This is a genomic window from Buttiauxella ferragutiae (genome assembly GCF_022637515.1).
Lineage (GTDB): Bacteria > Pseudomonadota > Gammaproteobacteria > Enterobacterales > Enterobacteriaceae > Buttiauxella > Buttiauxella ferragutiae.
The window spans coordinates 3,726,040-3,743,644 of the sequence record NZ_CP093332.1; the positions used below are offsets into that span (position 1 = coordinate 3,726,040).

Genomic DNA, 17,605 nt, shown 5'->3' on the forward strand with positions numbered 1-17,605 from the left:
TCAATTTCCGTTTACCGGGAGGCGACTTCCCTCAGTGGCCAGCATCCTTGCCTATACTGTTTAGACACTAGCCATAAGATGGGGTGTTGAGATGAAAATTATTCTATGGGCCATTTTGATTATTTTTATTATTGGTTTACTGGTCGTAACGGGCGTGTTTAAAATGATTTTTTGATGACAATGGGTGCCATTTATTGGTGCCCTTTTCTTTTTTCAGCTTGCGGGCAGCACTGTCGAAGTTTTATTATCACTCCAATTGATTGGAGAAAGAATGACTATCAAAGAAAGTGATTTCCGCAAAATAGACCTAAACTTGTTGATTGCCTTTGCGGTTTTATTCCGTGAGCAAAGCGTGTCTCTGGCGGCGGATAAACTCCATCTCGGCCAACCTGCGGTAAGTGGTTCACTTGCTCGTCTGCGTGAAATGTTTGACGACCCGTTGTTTATTCGCAGCGGTCACCGTATGCAGCCCACGGCCCGTGCCACTGAACTGCACAGCGAGCTGATGCCACTGCTTGAACAGTTGCAAAGTGCGTTGTTCCAGCAGGCAGAATTCAACCCGGCTCACGCCAAAGCGACGGTCACCATCGGTATGTCTGACTGGATGGAGATGTGGCTGATGCCGCAACTGGTGCCAGTATTGCGTGAACAGGCTCCTGGTGTGCGTCTGAATGTGGTGGCCAGCGACCCGTTTACCGATGCACAACGCCTTGAAGGTGGCGAACTGGATATGGTTATCAGCGTGGCGAATCAATCTGCCCGTTGGATGGAGCGTGAACTGCTGACCAAAATGGAGTTTGTCGCGCTCTGGCATCCTGCTCAGTTACAACCCGAAGCTCCGATGTCTGTGCAAACCTATGCCGCACAACCGCACGTCCAGCTGAGTTACCGTGAAGCCATCAGCAGCCATATTGATATGCTGTTAGCCAGGCAAGGACTGAAGCGAGAAATTAGTTACACCACACCGCATTTTTCCGCGTTGCTGGGTTTGTTAAGCATGATGCCAATGCTTGCGACGGTGCCGCAGGGTTTGTGTGAAAACTGGCAGCAAGTTTGGGGATTACACAGCAGCCCCGTCCCGCTGGAAATGGCACCGTTTGAAGTGGCATTGTTGTGGCATCAGCGCCATAACAGTGATGCGGCGCTGATGTGGGTACGCGGGTTTATTAAGCGGATGGTCGGGTAGAATGGCCCTCACCCCGGCCCTCTCCCTCTGGGAGAGGGAGGAAATACTCGATCTGTTCCCTCTCCTGAGGGAGAGGGTTAGGGTGAGGGTGCCGTCAAATCACGCATTCAGGCTGGCCCCATTTGTCGCAATCACTTCTTTATACCAGCTAAAACTTTTCTTGCGTGAACGGGCAAGCGTGCCATTCCCTTGATCGTCACGATCCACGTAGATAAAGCCGTAACGCTTAGAAAGTTCGGCTTTCGAGGCGCTCACCAGATCAATCGGCCCCCAACAGGTGTAGCCCAACACCTCAACGCCATCTTCAATAGCTTCGCGCACTTGCACTAAGTGGTCGTTGAGATAGCTGATGCGGTAGTCGTCATGTACCGTGCCGTCTGCTTCAAGTTTGTCTTTAGCACCTAAACCGTTTTCAACAATAAACAACGGCTTTTGATAACGATCCCACAGCTTATTGAGCAGAATACGCAGGCCGATTGGGTCAATTTGCCAGCCCCATTCGGAACTCGCCAGGTGCGGGTTTGGCACCATATTCAGAATGTTGCCGCGTGCCCTGGCATTCAGTTCTTCATCCGCAGTGACGCAACCGGTCATGTAATAGCTGAACGAGATGAAGTCGACGGTCGCTTTCAGCGCTTCGCGGTCGCTGTCAGAGATTTCCAGCTTGATGCCGTTGTCACGGAAATAGCGCAGCATATAACTCGGATATTCACCGCGACATTGCACGTCGCCAAAGAACAACCAGTTGCGGTTTTCCTGCATGGTTTCCAGCACGTCTTCTGGCTTGCAGCTCAACGGATACACCAGGCCGCCCAGCAGCATGTTGCCGATACGCGCATCAGGAATGATTTCGTGGCAGGCTTTTACTGCCAGCGCACTAGCGACTAACTGGTGATGAATGGCCTGGTAAATCTCTGCTTTAGTGCTCTCTTCAGGTAACCCGACACCGGTCATTGGCGCGTGAAGTGCCATGTTAATTTCATTGAACGTCAGCCACAATTTCACTTTGTTTTTAAAACGAGTGAAAACACTGCGGGCGTAGCGGTCAAAGAAGGTGATCACATCACGGTTGCCCCATCCACCATAGTTTTTCACCAGACCCCACGGCATTTCGTAGTGAGACAGCGTCACCATTGGCGTGATGTTGTGTTTCGCTAGTTCATCAAACAGACGGTCATAGTATGCAAGACCCGCTTCATTAGGCTGAGTTTCGTCCCCGTTCGGGAAGATTCTTGTCCAGGCAATGGACACGCGCAGGCAGCTAAACCCCATCTCCGCAAACAACGCAATGTCTTCCGGGTAGCGGTGGTAGAAATCGATGGCGACGTCTTTAATGCCAAAATCTCCAGGCTGGCGATCAACCGTTGGGCTTAACACCCCATTCGGCTGAACGTCGGAAGTGGAAACCCCCTTCCCGTCTTCACGCCATGCACCTTCAACCTGGTTTGCGGCAATCGCTCCACCCCACAAAAATGTCTCAGGAAATGCTTTCATCTGGTTCTCCTTTTTTACAAAAATTAATGGGTTAGCGGCTTACCGTCAGGAATGGCATACCTGATTCAATGGAAAGTTCATTGGTGAAACGCGTAACCGCAGTGTATTCGTCGCTATTGCTGATAATCACTGGCGTGGACAGATCGTAGCCCGCATCCAGAATGGCCTGGCGGTCGAACTCAATTAGCAGGTCGCCGGGCTTAATTTTGTCACCGACTTTCACATGAGCAGTGAAGTGCTGCCCATCGAGTTTTACGGTATCAATGCCGATATGAATCAACATTTCGATGCCGCTATCGCTGAGTAAACCAATGGCGTGGCGCGTCTGGAACAGCGAGGCGACTTCGCCGTGGAACGGGGCGATGACCCTACCAGTCAGCGGAATTATCGCCGCCCCCTCACCGAGTAAACCGCTGGCGAAAGTGGAATCAGGCACCTGATCCATCGCCAGTACCGTGCCACTCATCGGTGCAAGAATGTCGTTTTCTGTTGGCTGGACAATAACGGTTTCTGTCGCCACTTCACTGCGCGGCAGCCCTGCGATAAAGGTCGTAACACACGCCAGGGTAAATGCCAGTCCGGTCCCCAGAATCGCCCCCCACACCGACATATCGACCCCAGTTGTCGGAATAATCTGCGAAAAAGTGAACACGCTAACCAGGCCGAATGAAAATACGCTGGTCTGGCAGTAACCGACAATCACACCACCCACCGCGCCCGCAACGCAGCCAAAGATGAATGGACGACGGTTTGGCAGCGTCACCCCGTAGACCGCAGGTTCGGTGATGCCGAAGATCCCCGCGGTGACCGCCGATCCCGCCAGCACTTTCAGCTTCTTATCACGAGTACGCAGTAACACACCCAGCGTCGCGCCCACCTGCCCCATCACCGCAGGCAGTAACAAAGGCACCATCGTGTCGTATCCCAGTACGCTCAAATTGTTGATCATCAGTGGGACTAAACCCCAGTGCAGGCCGAAGATGACGCAAATCTGCCAGACAGCCCCCATGAATCCGCCCGCCAGCCACGGTGCAAAGGTATAAATTGCCTGATAACCATGGGCCAGACTCTGGCTCAGCCAGGTCGCCGCCGGGCCAATCAGCAAAAATGTAAGTGGAACGGTGATGGCAAGGCAAAACAACGGCGTAAAGAAATTACGCACTGCAGATGGCAGCCGTTTGTTGAACTGCTTCTCCAGCCAGCAACTCACCCACGCGGCAAAAATAATCGGGATAACTGATGAACTGTAGTTAATAAAGGTTATCGGTATGCCAAGGAAATTCTCGTGAACCGCACCAACCTGGCTGGTTGCCTCAAACGCTTGCAGCACCACCGGATGCGTCAGAGCGCCACCAATCGCCATGGTAAGAAACGGATTGCCGCCGAATTTCTTACCGGCGGTGTAACCCAGCACCAGCGGGAAGAAGTAGAACAGCGCATCACTCGCCGCAAACCAAAGCTTATAAGTGCCGCTATCCGTCGAAAGCCAGCCGCAAACTACCGCCAGCGCCAGCACACCTTTCAAAATACCGGAGGCTGCCATCACACCGAGGAACGGGGTAAATATCGCCGAGACAATATCAATCAATTTCCCGAAGATACTGGCTTTATCCCCCGTGACTTGCGGCGAGGGTTCGCTCTCATCTGTGAGCCCTGCGGCGGCGCGAACCGCGTTGTACACATCGTGTACATGGTTGCCAATCACCACCTGGAACTGACCACCGCTTTCCACCACCATGATCACGCCAGGATTTTTTTTCAGCGCTTCGGCATCAGCATTTTTATGGTTTTTGAGCTTAAAACGCAGCCGCGTGGCGCAATGCACCAGGCTCGCAATATTCTCGCGCCCACCGACATGGGCCAGAATATCCTTCGCAACTTCTTGATACGCCATGATTCTTCCTTCCACTTTTCGCCCTCAGGCGACGTGCGACATGAGTAAATTTCAAAAAAAAACCTGAGACTCGCTTCCCGTTAAGGAAACCAGTGCTCAGGTTTTGCCTGCCGCAATCGCGGCAGTAACAATCCATTTTTTAATTGCACGCCTTGCGACGCGTGATACTTAAACTTTAAGACTCTCTTTACGGACTCGCTCAATGTGAATGGCGAGAAACATAATTTCCTCGGTCGTCAGCTCACGCTGATATTCCGTCACCAAATGGTGGCTAATCTTTTCAGCACATTTCCAGGCGCGAGGATAATTATCTTTCACCGCAGCATGCAGAGTTGCATCATCATCGGCCACCACGTTGCGGCTCAGCATACGTTGGGCGAAAAATTTCAAGTGTGTGACAAAGCGCTGATAACTCAAGCTATCTTCATCGTACTCAAAGCGTAGCTGGTACTTCACGATCTGCAATATTTCCTGCATCACGCGGGTGACATGCATCACCTCAGGCATTTCACTGTTCAGTTGCGCCGTAACCAAATGCAGCGCAATAAACCCGGCTTCATCTTCCGCCAGTTGAACATTAAGGCGTTTATCGATGATTGCCAGTGCTTCCTGACCGAGCAAAAACTCTTTGGGATAGAGACGTTTTATCTCCCACAACAGCACATTGCGAATCGCCATCCCTTTCTTTTGCCGCTCAATAGCAAAGTGGCAGTGATCGGTCAGCGTGATATACAAACTGTCTTGCAACTTGCCTAAACGCTGGCGCGAAAGCTCGATAATACGGTCGCAGGTGGTCATCACTTCCAGCGGGATTTGGCTTAACAGTTCGCCTAAACGCGCCACCAGCTCATCGCTTTGCAGGGCAAAAACCTTCTCGATTTTCTCCTTTTCAAGCGGTTCACCCACCTGTTTCTGGAAGCCAAGACCGCGGCCCATCACCACTTGTTCACGTCCGTGTTCGTCCAGAATCACCACTACGTTGTTATTGAGTATTTTGGCGATCTTCATAGAAACCCCAGAAACAAAAAAACCTGACCTCCGGCACAGGCCAGAAAATCAGGTTTTGCCTGCAAAAGCAGTAACAATCCAGTCCGGCCACTGTACCAGTTTCGTTTCGCCTCTCAATGCCACAAACAGCAAAGCGTGACGGCTGTCGCGAGTTTACCGCTGCGGGGTAACAAATAGCTGCTGCACAAATTCCGCATACGCAGGCCGCCAGACGTCCATCTCGTGCCCCAGCCCAGGATATTGTTTATAAGTAAACTTTACCCCTTGCTGTTCAAGCTGGCTTTTCAAACCGGCGATATCTTTGCCCGTTACCCCGTCTTTTTCACCGACCACTAAGGTGAAGTTATGTAACTGCTTGTTGATAGCCTGCGGTTGGGCAAGTTGACGTGAAACAGCCTCGTTTGGCACGGTTGTGGTGCTAACACCGCTAAACGTTGCCAGCCAGCCAAAGCTATCCAGATGGCTCATTCCTGAAACCAGTGCCTGGTAACCGCCTTGCGATAAACCCGCTAACGCCCTGCCCGCCGCGTCTTTGCGCGTAGTAAAGCGGCTGTCGATAAGCGGAATAATGTCCTCCATCAACTCTTTGTCCGCAGCAGCGGCATTGAGCGGGTAGAAACTTTTGCGGCGTTCAACTGGCGGGAAGTTTTCCGCCACCGCCAGCTGGATGTCGGTTTCGGTATCCGGCACCACGACCAGCATGGGCTTGATTTTGCCTTCAGCCAGCAGGTTATCCATGATTTGTGGAATGCGCCCCTGCGTAATAGCCGACAGGCCGGTATCGCCAAAACCATGGTAGAAATAGAGCACTGGCAGCGGCTCACCACCTGGCTTGTAGCCCGGTGGCGTCCAGACATAGACCTGGCGTTCGGCCTGCAATACCTTCGAGTGGTAAGCCAGCGTTCTCAGTTCCCCGTGCGGAACCGCGCGCTCATCTAAAATACTGCCTGGAACAAGAATCAAGCTAGTGTTTACCTGGCGTTGAGGCTTGGTGAAGCGACTGCCGGTATCGATGCTACGAAAGCCATCCACATCAAAATAGTATTCGTAGAGGTTTGGCTTAAGCTGCGCGCTACTCCACGACCAAATACCACTTTCGTCGCGCGTCATCTCGTGGGATTGCTGGCTTTCTGGTGTGCTCCCGGTAACGACCGAAACGCGTTTTGCGCCAGGTGCAAACAGGCGAAACGTTACCGAGTTATCATTATTCAGGCCAGTGATGTATTGACTAACGGGCACGGTTGCCGCAGGCGAAGAAGGTAACGTGGCCGCCTGAGTTGCGGGTATGCCCAGCAGACTCACGATAACTAACGATAAATAATGCAGTTTAATTTTCATCATATTCCCTTATTACCACCACACTTCAGCCTGAGCGCCAATCGCCAGCTGATCATTTTTCTCATCTGCAAAACTAAAATTATCCAGTTCATTATTCAGTGAATGAATATAAGTAGCATAGAATCGTATTTCTGGACGAGAAGTTAACATGCTGGTGTTCACTTTTAATGCGTGATAGAGCGTAGTTTTATAACCTGACTCAGTAAATTCATTGCCCATCTGGTCAGTATTCTTCTGGTTGAAATAGCCTAATTCGATACCCGTCTGATTATATTTACTCCAGATATACGCTGGGCGAATCACGGCACGGACACTTTCAAAATCTGTATGTGCTCCAGTTTCATAGCTATAAACATCCTCACCCCGAGAATAAACCAGTGCATTAGCCAGAATAATATCGTCACGTAAATAAGTTTCACCCTGTGAGACAAGTCTTAATGCGGTGCCACCGGTATGCTCACCATAATAACGCCCATTAAATGAGGTGTAAGGGCTGGAACCTGAGTAACGGGCAAAACTGCTGGCTAAAGAGTTATTTGCCACAAGGAAGCTAAATTCGTTAAAGCCACCGTTGTCGAAATTTTGTTTCAGCGCAGTGCCGACCATCCAGGTATCTTTCCAGCGATAATAGCCATTTTTGTCTTCGTTATTATTCTGCATGTCACTCTGGTTCGCCATCGCATAGCGGCCATTGACCATAAGCTCAGCTTTATCCCACAGCGGGATCGACTTATAACGAGCATCAATAGTATTAACATTCAGTTTCTGTGATTTGCTGAGATCCTGGTTATAACCGTCAATATCTTCACGTATTAAGGCAATATCCAGTTTGCCGCTACCCAGTTTCATGTCCTGAATCCCCAGCCCGCCACCGCCATCGGTGCGCTGAGTTTTCCAGTCCAGCATCTGGATTTCATACATCGGTAACTGGTGCTTACCGACCCAGAAATCAGCTTCAGGCGCAAAGGGTAAAAAGCCTTTAGTGTTAACATAAAGATCTGAAAACTGGAGGTAGTTTTCGTTATTAGCGTTATCGCCAAACCAGCCGGCGGAATATTGCTGGCCGACGTTACCATCCAGCTGCACTACCGCATGAACCGTTTTACCCCCTTCGTTGTAGACCCGTTGTGACACTTTTAAATCAAACCAGCTGCTGTATTCGTTCCCTAAGCGGCCTAATGAACCAATGGCCCAGGATTTTGGTGCGCCTTCCGTAGTGGTTCCCCAGCCAGAGCGGAAATAGCCGTTATAGCTAAAGCCAATATCCTCCTTAACAAATTTGCTCAGGTCACTCATGGTCATTGCCGAAATTTGTGGCGTGGTTTTCTCAGATTCCAGCGAGGTTGATGGTGAAGTTGTTGCTACTAATACCTGGTCCGGTCGCGTCGTTTGCTTAGCAAATACATTCATATCAGAAATGTTTTTACGATTAATTTGTTCTTGTGACTTATAATATTGCAGTTCTTTTTTAGTTTCCTGTAAATCCTTTTCCAGCATTTCCAGACGCTGTTCAACGGATAGCTTTGCGCTACTTTGCGCATAAAAAGGAAATACTAACGGCGCCAGCAACACCGTGGTGAGTACATAGTGCGATTTAATATCCATATAAGAGTCCCAGAGGTAATGCAATCAGTAACTTAATTGCGAATTGCCTTCTGACAAAAACAAAAAAACCCGACTCTCCTTAAATAAGGAGAATCAGGTTTTGCCTGCTTGAGCAGTAACAATCCAATAATCTATTACGCTGACGATAATAAACGCCAGCGAATGTATGGCAATGTTTATTTAAATAGTCTGTGACCGCACTCTAATTTTTTAACCAATTAGCGGCACCTCTAATTATAAACTGTTAATTGCCTGGCTAATTGTCGCAGAAGTTTTATAGCTGCGAATTTCAGTAAATAATTCGGTGGCTTCAATATATTCTTTACGTAAATACCCCAACCACTGTTTTATACGTGCAACGTGATACATCCCGGTATCGCCCTGCTTTTCTAGTTGGCTATATTTTTGCAGTAATTTTACCACGTCCGGCCACGGCATACGCGGCTCGTTATATTTAATCACGCGGCTTAGATTGGGTACATTAAGCGCCCCACGGCCAATCATTACCGAATCGCAGCCGGTTGCTGCCATGCAGTCTTGCGCACTTTGCCAGTCCCAGATTTCACCGTTAGCAATCACCGGAATCGACAAGCGCTTGCGTATTTCACCAATCGCCGCCCAGTTGATGCGTTCGGCTTTGTATCCGTCTTCTTTAGTGCGCCCGTGAACGGTAAGTTCCGTGGCTCCAGCCTGTTGCACCGCATCAGCAATTTCAAACTGACGCGCATCGCTGTCCCAACCGAGGCGGATTTTGACCGTCACCGGCAAGTGTGCAGGCACCGCTTCACGCATTGCTTTTGCACCACGGTAAATCAGATCGGGGTCTTTGAGCAGTGTGGCTCCACCGCCGCTGCCGTTGACCAGTTTAGACGGGCAACCGCAGTTGAGATCGACGCCCCAGGAACCCAGTTCCACAGCGCGCGCGGCGTTTTCAGCTAACCATTGCGGATGCTGCCCCAGCAACTGGACTCGTACTAGCGTACCCGAAGTGGTGCGGCTGGCATGATGAAGTTCAGGGCAAAGTTTATGGAACGATTTTACCGGCAAAAGCTGGTCGACCACGCGCAAGAACTCGGTGATACACAAGTCGTAGTCATTCACCTCGGTAAGCAGTTCCCGAACCAGCGAGTCGAGAACCCCTTCCATTGGCGCAAGCAGTACACGCATAGCGTTTTTCCGGTAAAAAAAAGAGGCGCTATGTTAGCACCTCTTGAATGGGTCTTAAAACCACCCTCACCCCGACCCTCTCCCTGAGGGAGAGGGAGGAATCCAGTCCCCTCAGGGAGAGGGCGTTATAAATTAATTACGCGGAAGCAGGCTTACGCGCTGGACGACGACGACCATTCGCACCAGCAGGTTTCCCGGCACCATCACCCTGTGGGCGTGATGGACGACGTGGAGCACTGCTGCGATCGGAGGATGCACCGCCACTATTACCGCCACGACGTTGACCCTGGCCTTGAGCGCCGCCGTTTCCACGACCGCCACCGCCACGCTGCTGTTGACGACCGTTCACAATCGGCTCAGCAGGAATAGATGGGTCAACTTCATAACCAGGGATCGCCATACGCGGAACTTCACGCTTCAGCACACGTTCGATGTCACGCAACAGTTTGTGTTCATCGACACACACCAAAGACAGCGCTTCACCCGTTGCCGCCGCACGGCCAGTACGGCCAATACGGTGAACGTAATCTTCCGGTACGTTCGGCAGCTCGTAGTTCACAACATGTGGCAGCTCTTCGATATCAAGACCACGTGCCGCGATGTCGGTCGCAACCAACACACGAATGCCGCCGTTTTTGAAATCAGCCAATGCACGAGTACGCGCGCCCTGGCTCTTGTTACCGTGGATTGCCGCTGCGGTAATGCCATCTTTGCCGAGCTGTTCAGCCAGGTGGTTGGCACCATGTTTGGTACGGGTAAACACCAGCACTTGCTGCCAGTTACCTTCGCCAATCATCTGTGACAGCAGTTCTCTTTTACGTTTCTTATCAACGAAGTGAACGTGCTGAGTCACTTGCTCTGACGCGGTGTTACGACGCGCAACAGAGACTTCTTCCGGGTTATGCAACAGCTTTTCAGCCAGCCCTTTAATGTCATCAGAGAAGGTCGCAGAGAACAGCAAGTTCTGGCGACGCGCAGGCAGTTTAGCCAGCACGCGACGAATATCGTGAATGAAGCCCATGTCCAGCATGCGGTCGGCTTCGTCCAGCACCAGGATTTCTACCTGGTCGAGTTTCACGGCGTTCTGGTGTTCCAGATCTAACAGACGGCCAGGTGTTGCCACCAGCACATCAACGCCGCTACGCAGTTTCATCATCTGCGGGTTAATGCTCACGCCGCCGAAAACCACCAGCGAACGGATATCTAAATATTTGCTGTAGTCACGCACGTTTTCGCCAATCTGAGCGGCAAGCTCACGGGTTGGCGTCAGGATCAGCGCGCGCACCGGGCGACGGCCTTTCGCATGCGGCTGTTTGTCTACCAGGCGCTGCAACAGCGGCAGGGTAAAGCCTGCGGTTTTGCCGGTACCGGTTTGGGCACTGGCCATCAGGTCGCGACCAGCTAAAACAACCGGAATCGCCTGACGTTGAATAGGGGTAGGCTCACGATAGCCTTGCTCTTCCACTGCACGCAGAATATCGGCGTTCAGGCCGAGAGAATCAAAAGACATAGGTACTCCAGAATCGCCCTGACCGCGAGGTGCGGTGTAGTTTCCAGGGGTTCATATGACGCCAGTCATTCTGGCGCGAGAGAGGGGCACAAACCACGGTGCCGTAAGCCGCGCAGTGTAACAGGTTTTGTGATTTTGCGCACAAATTCTATTTTCTTACGCATTCACAAGATAAATATATCGGACTAGACAGGTAATCACATCGAGCCTACTCTTAATCAATCGATTGATTAACTTTTTAAGAGGTCGGTATGAACGCAACACCGACGCCTGTCACAACCCGCGGTGAGCAGGCAAAAAAGACCCTGATTGCTGCGGCTCTCGCGCAATTTGGTGAATACGGCTTACACGCTACTACGCGCGATATCGCCGCACTAGCCGGGCAAAACATTGCCGCCATCACCTACTATTTTGGCTCAAAGGAAGAGCTGTATATGGCCTGTGCGCAATCAATAGCTGACTTCATCACGCTTAATTTCAAGCCGCACGTCGAACGCGCCGAGGCCCTTTTACGCCTGCCGCAAACGGATAAATCACAGATTCGCCAGCTGATACATACTGCCTGCAATCACATGATTATCCTGCTGACTGCCGATGAAACGCTGAATCTCAGCAAGTTTATCTCCCGCGAGCAGCTCTCACCCACACCGGCTTATCAGCTCATTCACCAGCAGGTGATTGCTCCGATGCACACCCATCTGACCAGCCTCGTCGGGCGTTATACCGATAGAAGCCCCAATGACACCGAAACGATTCTCCATACTCATGCGCTGCTTGGGCAGATTCTGGCTTTCCGGCTGGGGCGAGAAACCATTCTGCTGCGTGCCGGATGGTCGACATTTGATAGCGAAAACGTGAAGAAAATCAGCGATGTGGTCGGCAGCCATATCGATTTCATTTTGCAAGGGTTAGCGAATCAACGAGGGAAAACCGGCAATGAAAAGTAAAAAGCCGATCATTATCGTGTCAATTGTGGTGCTTATCGCCGCAGGGATTGCAGGCTGGATGTGGTACAAAAGCCAACAGGATCAAGGGTTAACGTTGTACGGCAACGTGGATATCCGCACCGTCAATATGAGCTTCCGCGTCGGCGGGCGTTTGGCCGCGTTACAGGTGGATGAAGGCGATGCGATTAAAGCAGGTGAAACGCTGGGTGAACTGGACCAGGGGCCATATCAAAACGCCCTGCTTCAGGCGCAAGCCAATGTCGCTGCAGCGCAGGCCAAGTTTGACCTGATTATCGCCGGTTATCGTGACGAAGAAATCGCCCAGGTTGCCGCTCAGGTGAATCAGGCGCAGGCGGCATTCGATTACGCGCAGAACTTTTATCAACGCCAGCAAGGTTTGTGGGCGCGCCGGGTAATTTCAGCCAACGATCTGGAAAATGCCCGTTCATCCAGCGAGCAGGCCAAAGCAACGCTGAAAGCAGCACGCGATAAATTAAGCCAGTACCGCACCGGTAACCGCCCGCAGGAAATTGCCCAGGCGCAGGCCAGCTTGCAACAAGCAAAAGCCCAGCTCGCCCAGGCACAACTGGATTTGCAAGACACCACGCTGGTTTCCCCATCAGATGGCACTTTGCTGACCCGCGCCGTTGAACCCGGCAGCATGCTCAATGCCGGAAGTACCGTATTAACCCTCTCCCTCACCCGCCCGGTTTGGGTGCGTGCTTACGTTAACGAAGTGAGTCTGAACCAGGCGAAACCCGGCACCGAGTTATTGGTGTATACCGATGGCCGCCCGGATAAGCCGTATCACGGCAAAATTGGTTTTGTCTCTCCCACCGCTGAATTCACGCCGAAAACCGTCGAAACGCCGGACTTGCGTACCGACCTGGTGTATCGCCTGCGGATTATTGTCACCGATGCTGACGACTCGCTGCGCCAGGGCATGCCGGTTACCGTGAAATTCAACGACGAGAAAGCGCATGAGTAGCCAGGAGGGCATCATCCGCCTGCAAGGGTTGATGAAACAGTTTCCCGGCCAGCAAAAGCCTGCGGTGGCGAGCCTTGAATGCGAGATTCATACCGGCTCGGTCACTGGTCTGGTCGGCCCGGATGGCGCGGGGAAAACCACTTTAATGCGTATGCTGGCAGGTTTGCTGAAACCGACCGAAGGAACTGCAAGCGTCATTGGCCTGGATCCTATCGAAGACGACCGCGCCCTGCATGCGGTTCTGGGATACATGCCGCAAAAATTTGGCTTGTATGAAGATTTAACGGTGATGGAAAACCTGACGCTGTACGCCGATTTACGCAGCGTCACCGGGCAAGAACGTGAAGAGACGTTTAAGCGGCTGCTGGAGTTTACCGCCCTTGGCCCGTTTACCACCCGTCTCGCCGGGAAGCTATCCGGCGGCATGAAGCAGAAACTCGGCCTCGCCTGTACGTTAGTCGGCCAGCCTAAAGTGCTGTTGCTTGATGAACCCGGTGTCGGCGTTGACCCGATTTCACGCCGCGAGTTGTGGCAAATGGTGCACGAACTGGCCGGTGACGGCATGTTGATTCTGTGGAGCACCTCGTACCTCGACGAAGCCGAACAGTGCCGCGACGTGTTGCTGATGAACGAAGGCGAGCTGTTGTATCACGGTGCGCCGAAGGAATTAACCCAACAAATGGCGGGGCGCTCGCTGCTGGTTAGCCACAGCGAGGAGAATAACCGCAAGTTGCTACAACGCGCGCTCAAATTGCCGCAGGTCAGCGACGGCGTGATTCAGGGGCGTTCGGTGCGCCTGATCCTCGCAAAAGGGTCGACCGTTGACGAACTCACCCAGGCGCTGAATGTGCCGCCTGAAAGTGTTTCGCAAACCGAGCCGCGTTTTGAAGATGCGTTTATCGACCTGCTCGGTGGTGCGGCGACACAAGAATCTCCGCTGGGGAAAATCCTCCATACTGTGGAAGGCACCCGGGGTGAAACAGTGATCAAAGCCGAAGCGCTGACCAAAAAGTTCGGTGATTTCGCTGCCACCGATAACGTGGATTTCACCGTCCAGCGTGGTGAAATTTTCGGCCTGCTGGGGCCAAACGGAGCCGGGAAATCCACCACCTTTAAAATGATGTGCGGCTTGCTGGTGCCCACTTCCGGCAAAGCGCTGGTGCTGGATATGGATTTAAAAACCAGTTCCGGCAAAGCTCGCCAGCACCTGGGTTATATGGCACAGAAATTTTCGCTATATGGCAACCTCACCGTGGCGCAAAACCTGCGTTTTTTCTCCGGCGTGTATGGCCTGCGCGGCAAAGCCCAGGAGGAGAAAATTAACCGCATGAGTGACGCGTTCAACCTGCAACCGATTATGAACAGCGCCACGGATGCCCTGCCCCTCGGCTTTAAACAGCGCCTGGCACTGGCCTGCTCGCTGATGCACGAACCGGATATTTTGTTTCTTGATGAACCGACCTCGGGCGTTGACCCGATTACGCGCCGAGAATTTTGGTTGCACATCAACAGCATGGTGGAAAAAGGCGTCACGGTGATGGTGACCACCCACTTTATGGATGAAGCCGAATACTGTGACCGTATTGGGCTGGTGTATCGCGGCAAGCTGATTGCCAGCGGCACGCCAGATGCTCTGAAAGAACAAGCCGCCAACAACGAGCAAACTGACCCGACCATGGAACAAGCGTTTATTACGCTTATCCATCAATGGGATAAGGAGCACGAAAATGAGCGAGCATAACCAGGCCGTTTCCTGGCGAAGGGTGCGAGCACTGTGCGTGAAAGAAACGCGCCAGATAGTACGTGACCCCAGTAGTTGGTTGATTGCGGTGGTGATCCCACTGTTGTTGCTGTTTATTTTTGGCTATGGCATCAACCTCGATTCCAGCCGTCTGCGGGTCGGGGTGTTACTGGAGCAGCAAAGCGAAGAAGCGCTGGATTTCGCCCACACCATTACCGCATCCCCCTATATCGACCCGACGGTGAGCGATAATCGCCAGCACCTGATTCAGTTAATGCAGGCGGGAAAAATTCGCGGGCTGGTGGTGATCCCAACCGATTTTGCGCAAAACATGGCGCGAGCTGGTGCCAGCGCGCCGATACAGGTGATTACCGATGGCAGCGAGCCGAACACCGCCAATTTCGTGCAGGGGTATATGGAGGGGATTTGGCAAATCTGGCAGCAACAGCGAGCGGAAGATCGCGGGGAAAAGTTTGAACCGTTGATCGATGTGCAGTTGCGTTACTGGTTCAACCCAGCGGCCATCAGCCAACATTTTATCATCCCAGGTGCTGTGACCATCATCATGACGGTGATTGGCGCGATTCTGACTTCGCTGGTAGTGGCACGGGAATGGGAGCGCGGCACCATGGAAGCCTTGCTCTCAACGCAAGTCACGCGCACCGAACTACTGCTGTGCAAACTGCTGCCCTATTACGTGTTAGGGATGCTGGCAATGCTGCTGTGTATGCTGGTGTCGGTGTTTATTCTCGACGTGCCCTATCGCGGTTCATTGCTTATTTTATTCTTCATCACCAGTCTGTTTTTGCTCAGCACACTCGGTATGGGGCTGCTGATTTCGACGATTACCCGTAACCAGTTTAATGCCGCCCAGGTGGCGTTAAATGCTGCCTTCTTGCCATCGATTATGTTGTCTGGGTTTATCTTCCAGATTGACAGCATGCCAGCGATTATCCGCGCGGTGACCTATGTCATTCCGGCGCGTTATTTCGTCAGCACGCTGCAAAGCCTGTTTCTGGCGGGGAATATTACGACCGTGTTGGTTATCAACGTGCTGTTTTTAATTGCCTCGGCGGTGATGTTTATCGGCCTGACGGCCATCAAAACCAAGCGCCGTCTTGATTAGGGAAAAGCGATGTTATATCGACTCTGGACTTTGATTCGCAAAGAGCTGCAATCCCTGTTGCGCGAGCCACAAACGCGGGCAATTTTGATTCTGCCGGTGGTGTTGCAAGTGGTGCTGTTTCCGTTCGCCGCCACGCTTGAAGTGACTAACGCCACTATCGCGATTTACAACGAAGATAACGGCAGCCATTCGGTTGAGCTGACACAGCGTTTTGCCCGCGCCAAAGCATTCAGCCATGTGCTGTTGCTGAAAAGCCCGCAAGAGATCCAGCCAACTATCGATAACCAAAAAGCGCTGCTGCTGATTCGCTTCCCGGCAGAGTTCTCGCGTGATATTGCCAGCCAACAGCAGGCAAAACTGCAAATCATTCTTGATGGGCGTAACTCGAACAGTGCGCAGATTGCCGCCAATTACCTCCAGCAAATTGTGAAGAATTACCAACAGGAACTGGTGTCCGGGCAGCCAAAACCGAACAACAGCGAGCTGGTGGTGCGCAACTGGTATAACCCGAATCTGGATTATAAATGGTTTGTGGTGCCATCGTTGATTGCGATGATTACCACGATTGGCGTGATGATTGTCACCTCACTTTCCGTGGCGCGCGAACGTGAGCAAGGCACGCTCGATCAGCTGTTGGTTTCGCCACTCGCCACCTGGCAGATTTTTGTTGGTAAAGCCGTACCCGCGCAAATCGTGGCGATTGGCCAGGCAACCATTGTGCTGGGCGTCGGGATTTGGGGTTATCACATTCCGTTTTCCGGCTCGCTGTTGCTGTTTTACTTCACGATGCTGATTTACGGTTTGTCACTGGTGGGCTTTGGTTTGCTGATTTCGTCATTGTGTTCGACGCAACAGCAGGCATTTATTGGCGTGTTTGTCTTTATGATGCCGGCGATTTTGCTGTCGGGTTATGTTTCACCGGTCGAGAACATGCCGGTGTGGCTGCAAAACCTGACGTGGGTAAACCCGATTCGGCATTTCACTGACATCACTAAGCAGATTTATTTGAAGAACGCGAGTTTTGACATTGTCTGGGGAAGTGTGTGGCCGCTATTGGTAATAGCAGCCACTACGGGGTCAGCGGCGTACTGGATGTTTCGGCGCAAAATCGCCTGAGGTTTTATCTTTGGCGAACAGCGAATAAATAATCGGCCCGGCAATCATCGCCAGCCCGGCTCCTGCCAGCAGGAATTTATTCTCGACCACGCGTGACAACAGCCACAGCACAATCATCGCGTTGCCGAAATACCAGGTGGTAGTCAGCTCTTCAAGAAAATCACCAATATCACGTAAGCGCCCTGTACGAACACGTTGCAGGGCGAACATCAGGATAACTGTCGCGACATACAGCAAACATAACCCAATGCCGACCGGTATGAGGGAGGCAGTTTTCCAGCCAACGAGCAGCACACAAAGCACTGAAAGATGCAGCATTATTTGCCAGCAGCTTAGGCCTGTAGTCACTTGTACACGTTGTTGCCATTTCATTAATTTCTCTCCTGGCCACTAATTCCTGTCATTCAGAGTACCGCAGTATGCGGAAAATTCTGTAACCCGACACCTATTTGTGACAGAGACTACACTTTATTTTCAACGCGATG

The 17,605-nt window shown here is 51.9% G+C and carries 15 protein-coding genes; 7 read left to right on the top strand and 8 right to left on the bottom strand.

What is annotated here, in order from left to right; genetic code table 11:
• The first annotated feature begins 91 nt into the window (after window positions 1-91).
• Window positions 92-175 carry a small membrane protein YohP gene (gene yohP / locus MNO13_RS17230; protein WP_072011146.1) on the top strand — a complete coding sequence of 28 codons (84 nt, stop codon included), beginning with the start codon at window positions 92-94 and terminating at the stop codon, window positions 173-175.
• Window positions 176-271: 96 nt separating this feature from the next.
• Entirely contained in the window at window positions 272-1,186 is a 915-nt protein-coding gene (locus MNO13_RS17235; protein WP_064548449.1) for a LysR family transcriptional regulator, read from the top strand.
• A 99-nt stretch (window positions 1,187-1,285) separates the two neighbouring features.
• Here the strand turns inward: MNO13_RS17235 and MNO13_RS17240 are convergent, their stop codons facing one another.
• From MNO13_RS17240 to rhlE, 7 genes are all read right to left on the bottom strand, one after another.
• The gene (locus tag MNO13_RS17240) at window positions 1,286-2,680 is read right to left on the bottom strand and encodes a glycoside hydrolase family 1 protein (RefSeq protein ID WP_241939049.1); all 1,395 of its coding nucleotides are present in this window, start codon (window positions 2,678-2,680) and stop codon (window positions 1,286-1,288) included.
• Between the two features lie 31 nt (window positions 2,681-2,711).
• Window positions 2,712-4,574 carry a PTS beta-glucoside transporter subunit IIABC gene (gene bglF, locus MNO13_RS17245; protein ID WP_241939050.1) on the bottom strand — a complete coding sequence of 621 codons (1,863 nt, stop codon included), beginning with the start codon at window positions 4,572-4,574 and terminating at the stop codon, window positions 2,712-2,714.
• 168 nt (window positions 4,575-4,742) lie between these two features.
• Window positions 4,743-5,582, bottom strand: coding sequence for a BglG family transcription antiterminator LicT (gene licT / locus MNO13_RS17250; protein WP_064548455.1), 840 nt, complete (start codon window positions 5,580-5,582; stop codon window positions 4,743-4,745).
• A 153-nt stretch (window positions 5,583-5,735) separates the two neighbouring features.
• Entirely contained in the window at window positions 5,736-6,920 is a 1,185-nt protein-coding gene (locus MNO13_RS17255) for an esterase (RefSeq protein ID WP_241940078.1), read from the bottom strand.
• A gap of 12 nt (window positions 6,921-6,932) precedes the next feature.
• Window positions 6,933-8,525 (bottom strand): carbohydrate porin, encoded by a 1,593-nt coding sequence (locus tag MNO13_RS17260; RefSeq protein ID WP_064548459.1) that lies wholly within the window; start codon window positions 8,523-8,525, stop codon window positions 6,933-6,935.
• A 234-nt stretch (window positions 8,526-8,759) separates the two neighbouring features.
• Window positions 8,760-9,692 (bottom strand): tRNA dihydrouridine(16) synthase DusC, encoded by a 933-nt coding sequence (gene dusC / locus MNO13_RS17265; RefSeq protein WP_064548461.1) that lies wholly within the window; start codon window positions 9,690-9,692, stop codon window positions 8,760-8,762.
• A 136-nt stretch (window positions 9,693-9,828) separates the two neighbouring features.
• The gene (rhlE, locus tag MNO13_RS17270) at window positions 9,829-11,202 is read right to left on the bottom strand and encodes an ATP-dependent RNA helicase RhlE (protein WP_064548463.1); all 1,374 of its coding nucleotides are present in this window, start codon (window positions 11,200-11,202) and stop codon (window positions 9,829-9,831) included.
• A gap of 251 nt (window positions 11,203-11,453) precedes the next feature.
• On the opposite strand from rhlE, the gene cecR reads away from it, so the two are divergent.
• The 5 genes from cecR to MNO13_RS17295 are packed head-to-tail and all read left to right on the top strand — an operon-like array spanning window position 11,454 to window position 17,120.
• Window positions 11,454-12,149 carry a transcriptional regulator CecR gene (gene cecR / locus MNO13_RS17275; RefSeq protein ID WP_064548465.1) on the top strand — a complete coding sequence of 232 codons (696 nt, stop codon included), beginning with the start codon at window positions 11,454-11,456 and terminating at the stop codon, window positions 12,147-12,149.
• Window positions 12,139-13,137 (top strand): secretion protein HlyD, encoded by a 999-nt coding sequence (hlyD, locus tag MNO13_RS17280; RefSeq protein ID WP_064548467.1) that lies wholly within the window; start codon window positions 12,139-12,141, stop codon window positions 13,135-13,137. Before cecR ends, hlyD begins: the two co-directional genes overlap by 11 nt.
• The gene (locus MNO13_RS17285) at window positions 13,130-14,878 is read left to right on the top strand and encodes an ATP-binding cassette domain-containing protein (protein WP_241939051.1); all 1,749 of its coding nucleotides are present in this window, start codon (window positions 13,130-13,132) and stop codon (window positions 14,876-14,878) included. The genes hlyD and MNO13_RS17285 overlap by 8 nt, the downstream gene beginning before the upstream one ends.
• Entirely contained in the window at window positions 14,865-16,004 is a 1,140-nt protein-coding gene (locus MNO13_RS17290) for an ABC transporter permease (RefSeq protein WP_064548471.1), read from the top strand. The genes MNO13_RS17285 and MNO13_RS17290 overlap by 14 nt, the downstream gene beginning before the upstream one ends.
• 9 nt (window positions 16,005-16,013) lie before the next feature.
• Window positions 16,014-17,120 carry an ABC transporter permease gene (locus tag MNO13_RS17295; RefSeq protein ID WP_064548474.1) on the top strand — a complete coding sequence of 369 codons (1,107 nt, stop codon included), beginning with the start codon at window positions 16,014-16,016 and terminating at the stop codon, window positions 17,118-17,120.
• Here the strand turns inward: MNO13_RS17295 and MNO13_RS17300 are convergent.
• Window positions 17,082-17,492 carry a YbhQ family protein gene (locus MNO13_RS17300; RefSeq protein ID WP_064548476.1) on the bottom strand — a complete coding sequence of 137 codons (411 nt, stop codon included), beginning with the start codon at window positions 17,490-17,492 and terminating at the stop codon, window positions 17,082-17,084. The genes MNO13_RS17295 and MNO13_RS17300 overlap by 39 nt on opposite strands.
• Between the last annotated feature and the right edge of the window lie 113 nt (window positions 17,493-17,605).